Below are 17,908 nucleotides of genomic sequence, written 5' to 3'. Positions count from 1 at the left end.
CCTCCCTTCCTAGTCACGGAACCTGAGTACGGTGGTGAACCCCTCGGTGCCGTCGGCGAAACCGGTGCCGACCAGCGTTGTCGCGGGTTCCTTGCGGCCGAAGCCGGTGGAGTACCAGCCCAGCGGCGGATCGGTCTCGCCGCGGTGCGCGCGCCAGCGCAGCTGCCCGGGCAGGTCAAGCACCGCGAAGCGGTCCTCGCCCTCGCGGGTCCAGGTGAGCACGGCCCAGTTCCCCACCAGGTCCGCGGCGATCGTCGGGCCGAGGTGGAAGGTGAGGTGCACGGCCCGGCGCGGCCCGCGTATCTCGTCGACGACCTTCAGCTCGTGGTTCGCGGCCGTGAGCTCCACCCGGCGGCGGTGCACGGAGTTCTGGTAGCCGTCGTGCTCGGCGCACCAGCGGGACACGCCCTCGTCGGACGGGTCCGCGGTCAGGACGCGGGTGCGGGCATGCCGGGTCCAGAGGAACGGGCCGCCGGAGACGGACTGGTCGCCGCCGTCCAGTTGCAGGGTGTTGTGGCCGAGGGTCGACCGGAAGTACTGCCGCCACTCCGGCTGCCCGTGGTAGCAGAAGGTCCCCGGGTCGGCGAGTACGTCGACCCCGTCGTGCCGGACCTCCACCGAGAGCGCGTCCGCGTGGGCGTGCGCGGCGATGGAGAGGAAGCCGTGCGGACCACCGTCGCAGCGGCACCAGATCCCTGCCGGACCGCGCAGTATGGTCATGCCCGCGTCGGCGAAGTGCCCTGGCCGGCTCGCCGGGCGGGCCTCGGCCGGTGCGCTTCCCTTCTTCGCGTACGGCCGGATGAGCGCGGCAAGGAGCGGCGTGCGCACATCGGCGCCGGTCACCGTCGGCCACCAGTCGAGCCGGCCGAACACGGCGTCTCCGGTGGCGAGCAGCGAGGCCCAGCGGTCGGTGCCCGCGCCGTCCACGATCAGGCCGTGCCCGTCATCGGCGTCCCCCTGGCGAGGAGGCCGCAACCGGCTGTCCACGATGGCCGCGAGCGCGTCGGTCATCCGCAGCAGCACGAGCCGGATCGACGCGGGGACCGGCACGTCCGCCGCGTCCGCCTCGGCCACCGCGGCAAGGCCCAGCTCGAGGACGAGCCCGTGGTACTCGGTGGCCAGCTCTCGGTTGAGGCCGGAGTCGAAGGTGTTGCCGCGCAGGTGCCGCTCCAGCGACCGCAGCGCGCCCGCCCGCCAGCGTGCCGACGAAGGGAACCAGCCGAACGCGCAGGCCGCGGCGAGCTGACCGGCGGCCTCGGCGATGACATGGTTGTTCGCCGAAGATCCCCGGCTGGGGAAAGCGGCCAGCCAGCGCTGGTGGTGCCAGATCTGGTTCAGCGCCACCGGATTGTCCTCGAACAGTCCGGCCACGCCCGGCCAGCCGTCGAGCAGCCGCCGGACCCACACCCAGGAAAGCAGCCGGATCCCCAGCTCGATGCCGCTGATCCAGTGCACGCCACGCAGCGGTGGGTTGGCCGACCACCACGAGCGCAGGTGCTCGGCCACGCGCTCGGCGTACCGCTCGTTCCCGGTGAGCGCGTACGCGGCGGCCAGCACGGTGAGGTACTGATGCCGGGACAGCTCCCAGATCTGCTTGATGTCCCCGACCGCGTCCTCGTTGCGGTAGGGCACGTCGAAGGCATAGCCCCACGGTGCGCGGCGCCCGGTCTTCGGGTCGCTCCACCAGTCCGGGTCGACCAGGTCGTCGCGCTCCACGCCGAAGTACTCGGCGTGCCCGGCCATCAGGCGATCCGCCTCGGCGATGAGACGTTTCGCCGCGTCCGGCGGGACTTCGGCGAGCGTCCCTGCGGGCAGCACCGCGGTGAACCGGGCGCCGGTCACGCTCGGGCAGTGCGGCCGCGCCGACCGCCACCGCCGCCTGCGCACCGTATCGCCCACCCGGCCGCCGACCTCCCGCGGTCCCATCCGGGACAGCCGCCGCAGGTACCAGCCCGGGCTCCCCGACTTCACGGTCATCGTGCCCTCGCCAACGTCACCGGTGCTCCGCCGACCAGTCCGGTCTGCACGGCGAGGGTGGCCGCCGTGGTGGCGACGAGCGACTCCAGCGGCACCGGCATCGGCCCCCCGGCCCGCACGGCCTTGATGAACGCGGCCAGTTCGGCGGACTGGCCCTTGTCCCTGGCCTTGGGCAGCCGCGAACTCACCCAGCGCTTACGGCCGTAGACCGAGGCGCGGACGAAGTCGTCGAGCCGCAGTGCGTGGCCGTCCGCGACCATGTCCAGCGTCTCCTTGGGGAAAGCCGCGGGACCGGAGGTGACGTAGCTGATCGTGGCGGTGGACTCGTCCGGGTAGCGCAGCACGATCTGCAGGTCCTCGTTGCCGGACGATCCGATGGAGTACACCGATACCGGGTCGGCCCCGAGCAGCCAGCTCGCCGTGTCGATGAAGTGTCCGCCCTCCCCGGCGAACCGCGAGCCCTCGGTGCCCTGTTGGAGGTACCAGCTGCCGTGCCCGAGCCGGCCCGCGTTCACGAGATAGCGGACGCTCGCCGGACCGGTCCGGGCGCCGAACCGCTTCTTGGCCTCTTGCAGCAGCGGCGAGAACCGGCGGTTGAAGCCCACCTGCAGCCGGTCGTTGCCGGACTCCTCGACCGCCGCGAGTACGCCGGCCAGCTCGTCCTCGGTGAGGGCCAGGGGCTTCTCCACGAACACGGTCTTGCCCGCCAGGAGTGCCTGGCGGGTCAGTTCGGCGTGCGAGCTGTGCCGGGTGACCACGAACACCGCGTCGATGGACTTGTCGCCGAGCACGGCGTCCAGGTCGGTGGTCGCCTGGGCGAAGCCGAACTTACGCTGCGCGTTGGCCGCGGAGAGCGCCGTCGTGGTGACGACCGTCGACAAGGCGACGCCGTCGCGGTTTGCCAGGTGCGGCAGCAGCATCGACGTCGCGTAGTTTCCCGCGCCGACGAACGCGAGTCGCACCGGTGACTTGGCAGCACGGGCCGGAGCGGACACCTTGCCGGTGGGTCGCTTCACGGCGGGCACGGCCACCGCCGGGGCGACCGACTCCGCCGGGCTGTCGACGGGGCCGGGGTAGCGGAACAGCACGGCCACGGCCTTCAGGTCGCCGTCCTTCAGGCGCTGGTACGTCTCGACGGCGTCGTCGAAGTCGGCTATGTGCGAGATCAGCGGCTCCACATCGACACTGCCGCGCGCGACGAGATCGAGGAAGCACGCCAGGTTGCGGCGCTCGGTCCAGCGCACGTAGCCGATCGGGTAGTCGCGCCCTTCCAGCTCGTACGAAGGGTCATAGCGCCCGGGGCCGTACGAGCGCGAGAACCGTACGTCGAGTTCCTTCTCGTAGTACGCGTTCCACGGCAGGTCCAGGCGGCACTTGCCGATGTCGACGACCCGGCCGCGGTCCCGGCAGAGCTTGGCGGCCAGCTCGACGGGCCCGTTGGTGCCGCCACCGGCGGCCAGGTACACCTGGTCCACGCCGTGACCGGCGGTGAGTTCGGCGACGGCCGCTTCCACGGCCGCGGACGCGGGATCGCCGCAGGCCGCGGCGCCCAGACGCTCGGCGAGCTCGCAGCGCGACGGGTCGGGGTCGACCCCGACGACGCGGACCCCCGCGGCGACGAGGAGCTGCACCACCAGCTGCCCGATCAGACCGAGGCCGATGACCAGGGCCACCTCGCCGAGCTGAGGCTCGCCCTGACGGACGCCCTGCATCGCGATCGACCCGACGGTGCCGAAGGCCGCGTGGCGGGGCGCGAGGCCGTCCGGCACCGGGGTGTAGAGATTCTTCGGCACCCAGTTCAGCTCGGCGTGCAACGCGTGCTCATTGCCCGCGCAGGCCACGAGGTCACCGACCGACACATCGTCGATCCCACTGCCGACCTGCTCGACCACGCCGCACAGCGAGTACCCCAGCGGCGTATAGGAGTCCAGCTTTCCCATCACCTTGCGGTACGTGGCGGGCACCCCGTTGGTGGCCACGCTCTGCATGACCTTGGCCACCTGGTCCGGCCGGGAGCGGGCCTTGCCCACCATCGACATGCCGGCCTCGGACACCTTCATGAGCTCGGTTCCGGTGGAGATCAGCGAAAAGGCGCTGCGCACCAGCACGCCGTCCGCCTTGCACCCCGGCACGGGCACGTCGAGCAGCGTCAGTTCGCCACTCTTGTAGTTCTGAACGACCTGTTTCACCCGAGCTCCTCTTATTTCTACGTTCAAAGCCGTCAAGCCGCTTGTCTCTGGCCGGAGCCAGAGGTCGCGTCGCGATACCAGTACTCAAGGGTCAGCACGTGCCACAGATGCTTGGAGAAGTCCCGCTGACCCGCGGCGTCCTCGGCGACCATCCGTGCCAGCGCGTCCCGGCGCAGGAACCCGGAGTTGACGAGAACCCCGTCGTTCACCACCTCGCGCACCAGCGGTGCCAGATCCCGGCTCATCCAGGCGCGCAGCGGAGCGCTGAACAGCCCCTTGGGCCGGTACACGATCTCCTTGGGCAGGACCGAGGTGGCCGCCTCCTTGAGGATGGCCTTGCCCTGCCGTCCGACGATCTTGCGATCGCCGGGCACGGCGAACGCCGCCTTGACCACCTCGACGTCCACGTACGGGACCCGGACCTCGGTCGACGCGGCCATGCTCGACCGGTCCGTGTAAGCGAGGTTCAGGCCCGGCAGGAACATCCGGGCATCGCCGAGGCACATGCGGTTGACGAAGTCGTCGAGTTCGTTGTCCTCGTAGATGTCCGCATGCTCGGTCAGTACGTCGTCGACCGTCCCGGCCAGGTCCGGATTGACCAGGGCGAGCAGCTCGTCCTGGTCGTACATCGTGTAGCTGCGCCGGAACGCGGTCTCCTCCGGCAGATCGGCGAAGGACAGGAACCGCTTCGCGAAGCGCACCGACCGGTACCCCCGGCGGGCCGAGGCGACCGGCAGCCGGTCCACGGCCGCGGACACCCCGCGCCGCAGGGGACGCGGGACGCGCTGGTAGCGCAGCGCGAGCAGGTTGGCCAAGTGCTTGCGGTACCCGGCGAACAGCTCGTCGGCACCCATCCCCGAGAGCATCACCTTGACCCCGGCCTCCCGGGCGGCCGAGCAGATCAGGTAGGTGTTGATCGCGGCGGGGTCACCGATCGGCTCATCCAGGTGGTACGTCATCTGGGGGAGCAGGTCGAGCACATTCGGAGCGATCTCGATCTCGTGCAGGTCGACGCCGAACTGCTCGGCCACCTGCCGGGCATAGCGCAGGTCGTCCGGCATCGCCTCGAACTTGGCGTCCTCGGCACGGAACCCGATCGTGTACGCGGAGATCCCGGGCCGGTCGCGGGCCGCAAGCGCGGTCAGATAGCTGGAGTCGAGACCGCCGGAGAGGAAGGTCGCCACGGGTACGTCGGACAGCAGGTGCTGCCGCGTCGACTCCTCGACGATGGCGGCCAGGTCCGGCAGCTCGCCGCTGCGGGCCCGCTCGCGGCCCTCGGCGGCGACGTCCTTCAGGTGCCAGTACCGGCCGCGCTCCACCTGGCCGTCGGGCCGGCACCTGAGCCAGCTCCCCGGAGGCAGCTTCTCCGCTTCGCGGAACGCACAGCGCGAGTCCGGCACCCAGTAGTACAGAAGCGAGGCCACCAGCGCCGCGTGGTCCACCTCCAGGGACCCGCCGGTGGCGGTGGCGAGCGCCTTGAGCTCGGAGGCGAACACCACACCCCCGCCGCGCCGGAGCAGGAACAGTGGTTTGATGCCGAGCTGGTCGCGGGCGAGCACCAGTTCACCGGTGCGCTCGTCGAAGATTCCGAACGCGAACATGCCGCGCAGCCGGGGCAGGCAGTCGGTGCCCCACCGCCGCCAGGCCTCGAGCAGCACCTCGGTGTCGGAGGTGCCGCGGAAGCGCACCCCGGCCGCTGTCAGCTCGGCACGCAGCTCGGGCGCGTTGTACAGCTCGCCGTTGTACGTGAGGGCGAGGCCGTCCGAGACCATCGGCTGGGCGCCGGTCTCGGACAGGTCGATGATGGCCAGCCGACGGTGCCCCAGGTGCACTTCGCCGTCACCGGTGGCGTGGCTGTACCGGCCTGCCCCGTCCGGCCCGCGGTGGGCGAGGGTATCGGTGAGCCGGTCGGTCACGGACTTCCCGTCCGGCCATCGGTACGTACCTGCGATGCCACACATGTCTAGCGCGCCTCCTGGTCACTGTCGGGGACTCGTGCGGCCCACATCGGCTGCCGCTCCGTCGGCGGCTGGCCCATCTCGTTCTGCCGGGCCGGCCGCTCGCTGCGTCCTCGCAGCGCGACGTGCAGCCCGTCCCAGAGCGTGCCGTCGGTCCGGTCGCGCGGGTCGGGGTCGATCAGCACCACACCGAGCACCGGAATGCGCTGGTCGGCGAGTTGCCGCGCCACGGTGTGCAGCCATGTGGCGCTGCCGTGCCCGGCACGCACGACGAGCACGGTCCGGCCACCGAGGTACTGGAGGTCGGTCCACGCCGTGCCGGGCGCGACCGAGCCGACGCCGAGCCGGCGCACCTGATGGTCCACGGCCACGGCACGCTCACCGCTGACCACGGCCGGATCTCCGGGTTCCCGGCGGCTGTTGGCGAGCTGCGGTCCTGGCAGACCGTCGACGATGACCACCGGTCCATCCGCCGCCAGTGCCCTGGCGACGTCCAGTGCGATCACGCTCGTGGTGCGCGCACAGCCCAGTTCGAGCAGCGACACCGGCTCCGCGGAGCCGCGTACCGTGCGGGCCAGGGTCGCCGTGAGCCGTTCACGTGCCGCCCGGTTCCGTCGGCGCTGCCACAGCTTGGCCGGCCGGCGGCGCGCGCGATGCAGCTCCGCGATGACCGAGGCACCCAGGTTCGCCGAGATCTCCCGGCGCAGTACGGGTCGGCCGGCCACCACCGCGCCGACCGCGGCCACCGCGAGGCCGAGGACGAGCCCGAGGATGAACCCGATCGCGGCGTTGGTGACGGCGGCCTTGGGCAGGGAGTACCGCAACGCGCGGGGGGCGTCGACGACCTGCGTACCGGCGATGATCTTTGGCGTACCGGTGCGCGCCTCCGCGGCACGCTGGTCGAAGTCCGCGATCCGCGAGTTGAGTTCGGCCCGGCGCGCGAAGAGGGACTCGACGCTCGCCGACGATTTCGGGTCGCTGTCCGGAGACCGGTCGCCGATCTCCTTGTTGACCTTGGCGAGTTCGACCCGCATGCGGTCACGCTGTTCGATCAGTGCCTTGGACTCGGCCTTCGCGGTCTCCCGCATCCGCCGCACATGGTCGGCGACGAACGTGTCGGCCAGCGCCTTGGCCCGGGCCACCGCTTGCGCTTCGGTGTCGGCCGTCACGTCGATCTGCAGCAGGTTGTTGGTCACGCCGGTACCGCGGTAGTCCTGCATGAAGTCTTCCGGTTTTTCCGGGGACTTGAGGGACTTCAGGGCCTGGCCGGCGATCCGCGTCGTCCCCAGCAGCTCGACGTCGGTACGGATCAGCGTGCCGGTGTCGTTCGCCTGGTCCTCCTGATGTGTGACGAGCACCTTGGTCACCGCGGTCGGCGGCGGCGGCATCAGGACCGCCACCGCGGCGCCGATCAGCAGCCCGAGCAGCGCCAGGGAGGACCAGAGGCGGCGGCGCCTGCGCACCGCGACCACCAGTGCCTGAAGATCGAGGAGCGGGGCGGCGGCCGACGACTCCGAAGTCTTGCTCGTGGTCACGCCGAACCTCCCCGCGCGTTGTCGCCGACCGCCATCGCGGCGGGCTGCGGAGGACGGCCGGAGGTCCGTGCCGGACGGGCCCGGACCGCGTCGGCGACGACGATGCCGACGACCTCGTGCCCCGCGTCCTTGCACGCCCCGGCGATGCCGGTGAGCTCTCCCGTGGTCCGACTGCCCGCGCTGAGCACGACCAGGACACCGGACTCGGTGTCGCGGTCGGGCACCATCGGACGGTCCACCGAAACGTCGGCCACCCGCAGCAGCGGATCGTTCGTGGCCTCGGCGGAGAGCTGGTCGGCGGCCCGGCGGGCGATCTCGTCGCCGTCCGGGACGACGACCAGCAGCCGCCGGGGGGCAGGCACTTGGTTTCGGATGCGGGCGCACACCCGCCGGAAGCGGGTGCGTCTGCTGGCCTCGTCGCCGGATGCCCGCGGGGTCGGCATGTCCCACCGCGTGTCGATGCCGAGCAGTCGGCGGATCCAGGCCCGCGGGCCACCGCCCTCCGACCCGTGCGCGAGGCCTTCACCAGGTACGTCGACGGTGCCGATGAGCGCCGCGCCAAGCGCCGCGGTGATCTCCGGTTCGGTGCGCAGCCGACGGTTCATCCGTGTGGCGGCGAGATGGCCGATGACCGCGAGCAGGAAGGACAACAGCGCCCCGGCGACGATCAGTTGCATCCTCGTCGGCGGAGCCTCGCCGGTCGGCCGGGCCGCCGAACCCATGACGACCATGCTGGCCTTGTTCGCCGCCGGGTCGGCCTGGTCCAGCTTCTTCATGGCCTCCGCCAGCGCGGTGCGCAGCTTCTCGAGCTCGGTGCGGGCCTGCACGCTCTCCACGGTCTGCCCCGGATCGGCCGCATTGGCCAGGTCGGAGATGCGGCGGTTGGTCTGCACCACCTTCTGCCGCAGCGCATCGGGCCCCGTCGCCGATTCGGAGTCGGGGTTGTCGCCCGCGATCCGCGCGGCGAAGGTGACGAACTGCTGGGCCACCTCGTCGGAGAGCCGCTGCGCGCGCCCCGGGGTCTCGGCCGTCCCCGAGATCTTGATGATGTTGCCGTCGGTGGCCTTGGCACTCACCTGATCCCGCAGGTCGGTGCCGTTGACGCCGCTCCAGTGGAGCGTGTCGGCCGTGCGGTCGACCACCTCCGAGCTGCTCGCGATCTCCGCCTGGGTCAGCAGTTCACGCTCCTCCCACTGCCCCGGCAGCAGTACCGATGCCGAGGTCGTGTAGCTCGGGGGGAACAGCAAGGAGGCGCCGTAGCCGACGAGGGCGCCCACCACGGCGAGGGCGGCGAGAAGCCGCCACCGCCGACGGAAAATCCGCCCGAGCGTGACCAGGCGTATCGTGTCGTCGCTCAACGCCGCGGCCTCCGCCCTGTCCGGACCGGGCCGCCCGCCGACACCGGAATCTGGTCACGGCAGGCAGCGGCGTACGCGGCGAGCAGCGAGCGCTGGGAGTTCCGCCAGGAAAGCTGACCGCTGATCCGCTCCTGGCCGATCTTGCCCATCCGGGCCCGCTGCTCCGGATCGTCCAGGAGAAGTGCGACGAGCTTGGCGAATTCGGCCTCGTCGTTGGCGGGCGCGTAGACCGCGGCGTCACCGGCGGAGACTCGCGCCTCCCTGAGGTCGAACGAGACGATCGGCCGGCCCATCACCATGTACTCGAGGACCTTGTTCATGGTGGACACGTCATTGAGCGGATTGTGCGGGTCGGGGGAGAGGCACACGTCCGCGGTGGACAGGTACCGCACCAGGTCGGCGTCCGGTATGCGGCCGGTGAACTCCACTTGCTCCGAGAGCCCGAGCTGCCGGGACAGCTCCACCATCGCGTCGAAGGTGTCGCCGCCGCCGACGAACACCGCGTGCCAGTCGGTCCGCCCGAGTTCGTCGCGCAGCTTCGCCAGGGCACGCAAGGCGTAGTCGACGCCGTCCTGCGGGCCCATGACGCCGAGGTAGCACAGCAGATGAGGCTTGCCGCGCTTCAGCTCCGGCTCGGCCGGCACGGGCGCGAACCGGTCGATGTCGGGCGCGCTGCGCACCACGAAGACGTCCTCCGGCCGCCGGCCGCCACGGCGCACCGCGACGTCCCGGTAGCTCTCGTTCGTGGCGAGCACGACGTTCGCGGCCCGGTAGGTCCGCCGTTCCAGCGCGCACACGGCGCGGTAGAGCAGATCCTCGCCGCGGTCGAACCGCGAGAGGTACAACTCCGGCACCAGGTCGTGTTGGTCGAAGATGAACCGCGCGCCACGCCGCTTCATCCACAGCGCCGGCAGGAACAGCAGGTCGGGCGGGTTGCACGCGTGGACCACATCGACCGGGCCGACCTTCCGGGCCAGCCGGACCGTGTGCCACAGCGCGGATCCGTACTCCCGCAGGTAGCCGGAAGGACCTCCGGTGGCCGCGCGCAAGGGGTAGCGGTGGATCCGCACCCCGTCGATCTCGGCCTCCGGCTCGGTGTCCCGCTTCACCCCCTGGGGGCAGATGACGTGTACCTTCCAGCCCGCGTCGCGCAGTGTCGTGCATTCCTGCCACACCCGCCGGTCGAACGGCACCGACAGGTTTTCCACGAGGATCAGCGCGCTCCGGTCCGGCCGGTCGTCGCTGGTCGCGTTGTTACCAAGCAAGGCCTATGTACCCCGGTTCGGTTCGGCGCGTCTCCGCGTCGGGAAGGCGGATGAGATCGACGATCACCGGGCTGTCGCCATGGGGCAGCGCCGAAACGACGGCTGGATCCTTGGTTCCGACCAGGCACACCTCGGCGTGCTCGAGGACCTCGTCGACGGAGTCCACGAGCAGTTGCGCGATGTGCGGCAGCCGGGTCTCGATGTACTCGCGGTTCGCGCCGAGCAGCCGGGAGAGGCTCACGTTGGCGTCGTAGATCCGCAGGTCGTACCCCTTGCCGAAGAGCCTCTCCGCCAGCTCGACGAGCGGGCTCTCGCGGAGGTCATCGGTGCCGGGCTTGAAGGAAAGACCGAAGATGCCCACCTTGCGCTTGCCGGTGCGCTCCACCAGCTCCACCGCACGCTGCAGATGGTCGGAGTTGGAGGGCAGCACGTGGGCGAGGATGGGCACCGAGACGTCGGCCCGTTGCGCCGCGTAGAGCAGGCTGCGCAGGTCCTTGGGCAGGCAGGAGCCGCCGAAGGCGAAGCCGGGCCGCAGATAGGCGGGGCTGATGTTCAGCTTGCGGTCGGCCAGGAACACGTCCATCACCTGATGCGAGTCCACCCCGAGCGCCTGGCACACCGCGCCCAGCTCGTTCGCGAAGCCGATCTTGAGGCCGTGGAACGCGTTGTCCGCGTACTTGATCGCCTCGGCCGTCGGGACCGGCACCCGGAAGACTTCGCCGGGCAGGCCGTCGTACAGCGCCGCCACCACGTCGCCGCTCGCCGCGTCGAACTCGCCGATGACGGTCTTCGGCGGGTCGAAGAAGTCCCGCACGCTCGTGCCCTCGCGCAGGAACTCCGGGTTGACCGCCACCCCGAAGTCCACCCCGGCCGTGCCGCCGACGTGCTTCTCCAGAATGGGCACCAGTAGGTTCAAGCAGGTGCCCGGGAGCATCGTGCTGCGGAACACGACGGTGTGCCGCCCGTCCCGCTCGGCCAGCGCGGCGCCGATCTGCTCGGTGACCCGCTCCAAGTAGGTGGTGCACAGACTGCCGTTGGGCTCCGACGGCGTGCCCACACAGATCAGCGACACGTCGCTGCCCATGATCGCCTCGCGGACGTCGGTGGTGGCGCGCAGCGCTCCGGTCCGCACGACCTCGGCGATGAGATCGCCGATCCGCTCCTCGACCACCGGGGCCTTGCCGTCGTTGACCAGGTCGACCTTCACCTGGTTGACGTCCACTCCGATGACCTCATGACCCAGGCCCGCCAGGCACGCGGCCGACACGCAGCCCACGTAACCAAGCCCTAAGACGCTGACCCTCATATCCCGCTCCTCCCCCAAGGCAGGCCCTTGTGGCCTGCCTTCCGTGCGCCGATCCGACAACCCCCGTGCATCAATAGGCCCCTTGCCCCTGGAGCACCGCACGCAGCGTCTTCCACAAGATCACTGTGTCCAGGGCCAGCGACCAGTCCTCCACGTACCGCAGATCGAGCCGGACCGCTTCCTCCCACGGCAGGTCGCTGCGTCCGCTGATCTGCCACAGGCCGGTGAGCCCGGGCTTGACGAGCAGTCGCCGCCGGATGTCCGGGCCGTAGGCGGCGGATTCCTCCGGCAGCGGAGGCCGCGGACCGACGAGCGACATCGAGCCGGTGAGCACGTTGAAGAGCTGTGGCAGCTCGTCGATCGAGTACCGGCGCAGTACCGCGCCCACCCGGGTCACCCGCGGATCCCGGCGGAGCTTGAACAGCAGGCCCGCGCCTTCGTTGCGGTCGGCCAGCTGGTCACGTGCCCTGTCGGCCCCGGAGACCATCGTGCGAAATTTGAAGATGGTGAACTCCTGGCCGTCCTTGCCGACCCTGCGCTGTCGGTACAGCGCCCCGCCCCGGCTGTCCGCCAGTACGAGCAGCCCGACGAGCACCATCAGAGGAGCGAACAGCATCAGCAGGATGGCCGCGCCCGTGCGGTCGACGAATCCCTTGACCACTCGGCGGCCCCCGGTGAAAGTCGGCATGCTGACCCGCAGCAGCGGGATGCCGAGCACCGCGTCGACGTGCAGCCGTGGTCCTGCCACCTCCATCAGCACCGGGGCCACGACCATCTCGGCATCGCTGCCCTCGAGGTTCCAGGCCAGCCGCTGCAGCCGGTCCGGTGACCAGTGCGGGTCGGATGTGACCGCGACGACTCGGTAGCCGTCGCGGCGCACATGGCCCGCGACGTCCGTGAGTCTGCCGACGACCGGCACCCCGTCCAGGTGATCACCGTCAAGCCCGAGGCCGTCCGGCGTGCACACCGCCTCCACCCGCCAGCCGAGGTGCGGGAGCTTGCGGGTACGGGTGATCAGGTCGCGTACGGTGGCCGGGCTCCCGGCAGCGAGCACCGGGCGCAGGCAGCGCCCCTCCATGCGCTGTCTGTGCAGCCAGAGGCGCAGCAGATACCGCTCGGTCATGGTGATGAGTGCGATCGCCGGGATCGCGACGAAGATCCAGAGCTTGATGTTGCGCGAGGTGAGGGCGATCCCGCCGAGCGCCAGTACGACGGCCGCCGTGAACAGTGAGCGTCCGAGTCTGCGGAACTCCTCGGCGCCCTGGCCGAGCACGGCAGGCGCCCACGACCGGCTCACCGCAAGCGCTCCCAGCACCAGCAGTTCGGTGCCGAAGGCGAGGATGCGCCACTTCTCGTGCCAGTTGGCCGCGTCCCGGACCCCGAAGAAGCCGCCGATCGCCGCCACCACGAAGGCGGTGACCACGGTGTCGCTGGTGATCACGGCACGGCGATAACGCTGCTCCCAATCGATCGGTGGCCGGCTGATTGACCCGTTCCCCGGACGCCCGTGCGCCGGTGGAAACGGGCTGACTAATTCCCCCTGTTGCACTGACCCCCCCAGGTCGTTCATGGGCTCGACGTGTTCGCTCCACACGGTTCCTCCCCCCGGGAGGCACCGCCCCCCGACCCTGTTCCTCCCCCGGGAGACCCCCGCCCCCCGCGCCACGCGTCGTTCCCCGAGAGGTCCCGCCCCCAGCGGATGACATCCCGGTCAATGCAGCGCTACTTGAACACCTCACCCAGGCGGCAGCGGACGCGCACGTCCTGCCGGACCTTCGAGATGCACGGGAACCCGTCGAACCTTGGATGTTCCCCAACACCCAAGGCCCTCTGCCGGGCCCCAAAAAATCGACCACCCCCACGTCCGGCGCCGGGACGCTATTGCTGACTTTCCACGGTGCCGGACCTATAGATCATCTTTTGTCGCCTCGTGTCCAGATGTGAAGCACGGTCAATCTAGACCATTGGCGCTGCTCTGAAGAGGGGATGTGTGAGATTTGTGCTCAAGCTTTGAAGCGGGGTCAACCGACCGGCGCTGCCCGCGGGTGGCGTGGCGCCGAAGGCATGCCGTGTGACCTGTGACGACGTGATTCCGCCGGGTCACCGGAGCCGCTAACCCGCAGGCCATCGCGGGGAGTTGGCAAAGACCGTGGCGCAAATGTTTGGCTGTAACTTTGGCGCGATCAGGTGCCGTGAGGTGAGTGCTGTCCGCGGGGTCCGCTGCCGGACGGACGGCGCGGGGTGAGCACGCCGTGAAAGTCCTGAGGAACGGGCGCGAAACGGAACGCCATTGTGATACGGGCGGGGTTGGGCACGGTGAGGTGGTAACGGGTACTCATCAGGCGGCACAGCGCCATCAGTTGGAACGTGCCCAGCGCCGCGCCCACGCACTTCTTGGGCGTCCAGCCGAAGGGCACGTACGAGTCCCGGCCGGCCGGGCCGTGCGGAGCACCGGCCAGGAAGCGGTCAGGGTCGAAGGTGTCCGCGTCCTTCCAGACCCGGTGGTCGCGATGGATCATGTGCGGACTCATCAGGTAACCCCGCCCCGCGTCGAGGGTGATGCCGCCCACGTCGAATGCCTGTCGAGCCTGCCGGACGAGGAGCAGCGGCGGGCTCCACATGCGCAGTGTCTCCTTGACGAAGCGGTGGGTGAGGGGCGCGGCCTTCGTGGGCGCCTCGAGGAACGCGGCCGTGTCCAGGCCCCCCAGTTCGGCGGTGACCCGGCGGGCCCACTCCGGCTGCCGGACCCACTCGTACAGCACGGCGGCCGCCGCCGAGCCGGGCGGGCCGCCGATCGCCGTGAGCACGGTGGTGACCACGTTCAGGGCGCGGTCCATGCCGAGTTGGGGCAGCAGGTCGACGAAGGGGTCGGCCAGATCGCACTCGCGTGGGCGGCGGCCCGCGGCGCGGGCGCGCAGCACCCTGCGGACGACGAGCCCGGCCCGTGCCTGCACGGCGGCGAAACGCAGCCGGTGGGCCGGGCCGTCACCGGGGGAGCGGTCGATCAGGCGCAGCAGCTTCTGGTCCAGGTCGCGCACGATCCACTCGGTTTCGCGGGGCGTGAGGCCTGACAGGGCGCACGGCAGCAGGGACCGTATGGCGGTGTCCTGGGCGAGGGTGACCAGATCGACGCGCTCGCCGAGCCGGGCGTCCATGACCTGCCGCATACGGTCCGTCAGCGTCGCCCGGTGCGAGACGTCGGCCAGCCGGTGCAGCTGGGCCAGCCACGCGGTGCGCACATGCACCCAGGGCACCACGGGACTGCGCCGGCCCCGCAGGAGGTCGAGACCGCGGTCGGGCATGACGAAACCCCGCCAGTTCGTCCTGCTGATCCGCTGCGCCGCCTCCGGCTCGAACACGGCCAGCAGGTCGTCGTTGACCCAGAAGACCCCGTCCTCGGCCGCGCTGCGCCTGCGCAGGTCGTGCAGGAAGTCGTCGGGATGCTCCGGTGTGGTCACGAAATCCCCTTCACTCGCCGGGAGTTGCCGACGAGGGCGGGAGACCGCCCGGGATGGACGATCTCCCGCCCTCGCATGGGCGATCAGATGTGGTGGTAGAGGTACCAGAAGTTGTGCAGCCCGCCGTAGGCGGAGCGGATGTTGAGAGCGGACAGTGCGGAGCGGTAGAGCTTGCGCATGAGGTTCACCTCCCTTCCCCGGCAGGGACGCGGGTGCCGAGCTCCGCGGTGAAGCGTGGCGGAGCCAGCGCGGGGCCGAGCTGGGGAGCGATCCCCTCGGCGGTGACCGACAGGTGCCAGTCGCACGTGATGATCCGGATGAGGTCCTCCAGCAGCTCCAGCGCCACGGCGGCGCCGGTGCAGCTGTGCGGCCCGTACCCGAAGGGCAGGAACGCGGGTTCGGGCGGCGGGCTTTCCCACCGGCCGGGCAGATACGCGTGGGGCCGGTCCCACTGCCCGGGGTCGCGGTGCACGAGGAGGGTGCAGACGTCCACCGCGTCTCCTGTTCCCACCGGCACTCCGGCGAGTTCGTGCGCGACGTGCGGCGTGCGGGTGAAGAGCCAGGCGACCGGCCACAGCCGCAGCGCCTCCCGCACGACCCACCGCGGGGCGTGCTCCGCGGGCCGCGGGTGGGTTCCGGCCAGGTAGACCGCCCAGCCCAGCGCGAAGCCGACCGAGCCGACCGTGGCGAACAGGAACGAGAGGTAGACCTCTGCCAGTGTGCCCGGGTCCGTCGTACGGCCGCCACCCGCGACGACGACGTCCAGCAGGTCGCGCGGCTCGCCCGGCCCCTCGCCCGGCCCGGCAGTGCGGCGTGCTGTTATCTCCTCGGCCAGCGCGCGCATCACGGCACGCCGGAAGTGCCGCCGCGACAGCGCCGAGTGCCGTTGGCGTGCTCCGGCCAACACTGCGCGATGAACGACGCCCACGACCGCGTCCCGCAGCGACGCAGGGGCCGCGCGGCACAGCAGCACGTCGTCCAGGTGCTCGCACACGAGCAGGTTCCCGGCATCCGGCCATCGGCTCAGTGGCGCGAGCCTGCTTTCGACGAGCGCGGCCAACTCGTGCCTGCGGGCAGCCAGTTGCCGCTGGAGCAGGACGCGCGCCGCGCGACCGATCTCGATCTGCGCGGACCGGGGGCCGAAGACCCCGTGCCGGGTGTGGAAGAAGTCGGACGTCTCGACGTACCACTGCCGCCGGTTCCCCAACACCTCGCGCGCCGCTTCGGCTCCCGTCACCCACACCCGGCCCGAATCCGCGCGGCACACGTCACGCCCGTCGCCGTACTTCTCGATCAGACGCGCCAGCGGGTCCGGCCGGTCGGCCGGAGCGTGGTGCGTGTCTGCCGCAGAGGGGCGGCGCGGACGTGAGAGCCGGTTGTGCCTGCCGCGCGACGGTTTCATGGCTCCTCGCGGTACGGCTTCGGGGCCCGGGTCGGGTACGTGGAGTCGAGTACGTGGAGGAGCCGCCGAGCCTGTCGGTTCACACGTCGTCCGAGGGTCCCCCGCTCGTGCACTGCTCATGGTGACAGTCAGTCAGCTTGCCCCTGGTATTCGGCCCGTGTCACGCCCTCGGCAGCTGCGGGCTGAGCCCGGTGCGGGCCGGGAGCACCGACGCGCCACGACGCACCGGACCGAGCTGCGCCCACCCGGGCCGCCCCTGACCTGCGGTGGGCCGCCATTCCAGCGGTGCGCGCGAGGTGGTGGCCCCCTCTCCGCGTCCCGGGTGGGGATGACGCGCGGTAAGCCTGTTGTGAGAGGGGTGCATCTCCATCCGGCACAGGCCTGGGGGCCCGGCACCGGCATCGCGAGCGGTGCCGGGTAGACGGCCTCCGTACGTGACCTCATTCCCGGCGGACCCGCGGACCTGAAGGCGATCGCTCAGGCGCGGCGGGCGCGCCAGAGCCACACTGCCGTACCGACCAGCAGGGCGAACATCGCCAGGTTGGCCAGGAGGGCCGGGGTGTCGCCCGACGGGCCGCCGCTGGACAGGTTCCAGGTGGCGATGACGGCGGTCGGCAGGACGGCGGTGACCAGTACGCCGGTGGTCTTCTGGACGGTGGTCCAGTGCACCGAGGTGCAGAGAAGGACCGCGCCGGTGATGCGGAACAGGACGGCGAAAACCGGCCCGGGGAGGTCGGGGAAGACCATCACGAAGGGCAGCGAGAGCGTAAGCATGAGGAGCGGGACCAGGGGGTGCACCTTGCCACGCCGGGCGGGTGCGCCGGCACCGCTCCGGGGCGCGGCCCCCGCAGTCCCCGTCCCCGCCTCGGCCAGCGCCGTTGCCGCGATCGTGCGCGGGTCACCCAGCTCCGCGAGGATCTCGCCGACCGTGGCGTCGGGGCGTTCGGTGCGCGTCACCTCGATGTGTTCCGTGAGGTCGGCGAGGAGCTCCTGGCGGCGGTCGGCGGGGAGTGCGGAGGCCTCGCGCCCGACGGCGGAGAGGTAGTCACGTATGGGGTCGGCAGAGGTCTTCATGCGAGGTCTCCGGTGGGGGGATGCGGGGTGGTCAGGAAGGTGTCGACGGCGTTGCGGAAGCCGGGCCAGACACGGGTGAACTCATCGAGCGCGGCGCGGCCGCTGTCGGTGAGCGCGTAGTAGCGGCGGGGTGGTCCGGAGGCGGACTCCTGCCAGGTGGTGGTGACAAGGTCGTCGCGGCGGAGCCGGGAGAGCAGCGGGTAGACCGTGCCCTGGCTGGTGGCCAGGGCACCGGAGTCCTCGAGGGCGTGGAGGAGTTCCACGCCGTACTGGGGACGGTCCCGCATCAGGGCGAGCACGCAGTACTCCAGGACGCCCTTGCGCAGCTGGGCGGCTGCCCGGGCCTGCTTGGTCGAATCACCTGGTTCCATGCGATGCAAGATACC

Annotated in this window: 12 protein-coding genes; all 12 read right to left on the bottom strand. The window is 70.9% G+C overall.

Annotated features, from left to right (window positions below; translation table 11 throughout):
• Positions 1 to 9: 9 nt before the first annotated feature.
• Entirely contained in the window at positions 10 to 1,977 is a 1,968-nt protein-coding gene (locus AB0E78_RS39110) for an alginate lyase family protein (RefSeq protein WP_361843619.1), read from the bottom strand.
• Complete coding sequence (locus AB0E78_RS39105; protein ID WP_361843617.1) at positions 1,974 to 4,166, bottom strand: bi-domain-containing oxidoreductase; 2,193 nt, start codon at positions 4,164 to 4,166, stop codon at positions 1,974 to 1,976. Before AB0E78_RS39105 ends, AB0E78_RS39110 begins: the two co-directional genes overlap by 4 nt.
• Before the next feature lie 32 nt (positions 4,167 to 4,198).
• The gene (asnB, locus tag AB0E78_RS39100) at positions 4,199 to 6,127 is read right to left on the bottom strand and encodes an asparagine synthase (glutamine-hydrolyzing) (RefSeq protein ID WP_361843614.1); all 1,929 of its coding nucleotides are present in this window, start codon (positions 6,125 to 6,127) and stop codon (positions 4,199 to 4,201) included.
• Between the two features lie 2 nt (positions 6,128 to 6,129).
• Positions 6,130 to 7,659 (bottom strand): Wzz/FepE/Etk N-terminal domain-containing protein, encoded by a 1,530-nt coding sequence (locus AB0E78_RS39095; RefSeq protein WP_361843612.1) that lies wholly within the window; start codon positions 7,657 to 7,659, stop codon positions 6,130 to 6,132.
• Positions 7,656 to 9,017, bottom strand: a complete 1,362-nt coding sequence (locus tag AB0E78_RS39090) for a Wzz/FepE/Etk N-terminal domain-containing protein (RefSeq protein WP_361843610.1) — start codon at positions 9,015 to 9,017, stop codon at positions 7,656 to 7,658. The genes AB0E78_RS39095 and AB0E78_RS39090 overlap by 4 nt, the downstream gene beginning before the upstream one ends.
• The gene (locus AB0E78_RS39085; protein WP_361843607.1) at positions 9,014 to 10,282 is read right to left on the bottom strand and encodes a glycosyltransferase family 4 protein; all 1,269 of its coding nucleotides are present in this window, start codon (positions 10,280 to 10,282) and stop codon (positions 9,014 to 9,016) included. The genes AB0E78_RS39090 and AB0E78_RS39085 overlap by 4 nt, the downstream gene beginning before the upstream one ends.
• Complete coding sequence (locus tag AB0E78_RS39080) at positions 10,272 to 11,588, bottom strand: nucleotide sugar dehydrogenase (protein ID WP_361843605.1); 1,317 nt, start codon at positions 11,586 to 11,588, stop codon at positions 10,272 to 10,274. The genes AB0E78_RS39085 and AB0E78_RS39080 overlap by 11 nt, the downstream gene beginning before the upstream one ends.
• A 70-nt stretch (positions 11,589 to 11,658) precedes the next feature.
• Positions 11,659 to 13,137, bottom strand: coding sequence for a sugar transferase (locus AB0E78_RS39075; protein ID WP_361843815.1), 1,479 nt, complete (start codon positions 13,135 to 13,137; stop codon positions 11,659 to 11,661).
• 634 nt (positions 13,138 to 13,771) lie between these two features.
• On the bottom strand, positions 13,772 to 15,046 hold the full coding sequence (locus AB0E78_RS39070; RefSeq protein WP_361843603.1) for a cytochrome P450: 1,275 nt from the start codon (positions 15,044 to 15,046) through the stop codon (positions 13,772 to 13,774).
• 184 nt (positions 15,047 to 15,230) lie between these two features.
• Positions 15,231 to 16,448 carry a cytochrome P450 gene (locus tag AB0E78_RS39065; RefSeq protein ID WP_361843601.1) on the bottom strand — a complete coding sequence of 406 codons (1,218 nt, stop codon included), beginning with the start codon at positions 16,446 to 16,448 and terminating at the stop codon, positions 15,231 to 15,233.
• Between the two features lie 477 nt (positions 16,449 to 16,925).
• Entirely contained in the window at positions 16,926 to 17,522 is a 597-nt protein-coding gene (locus tag AB0E78_RS39060; RefSeq protein ID WP_361843599.1) for a hypothetical protein, read from the bottom strand.
• On the bottom strand, positions 17,519 to 17,893 hold the full coding sequence (locus AB0E78_RS39055) for a PadR family transcriptional regulator (RefSeq protein WP_361843598.1): 375 nt from the start codon (positions 17,891 to 17,893) through the stop codon (positions 17,519 to 17,521). Before AB0E78_RS39055 ends, AB0E78_RS39060 begins: the two co-directional genes overlap by 4 nt.
• Positions 17,894 to 17,908 lie beyond the last annotated feature (15 nt).

It is taken from the genome of Streptomyces sp. NPDC032198 (assembly GCF_040636975.1).
In the GTDB taxonomy this organism is placed as follows: domain Bacteria; phylum Actinomycetota; class Actinomycetes; order Streptomycetales; family Streptomycetaceae; genus Streptomyces.
This window is presented reverse-complemented; position numbering and strand designations above follow the sequence as displayed.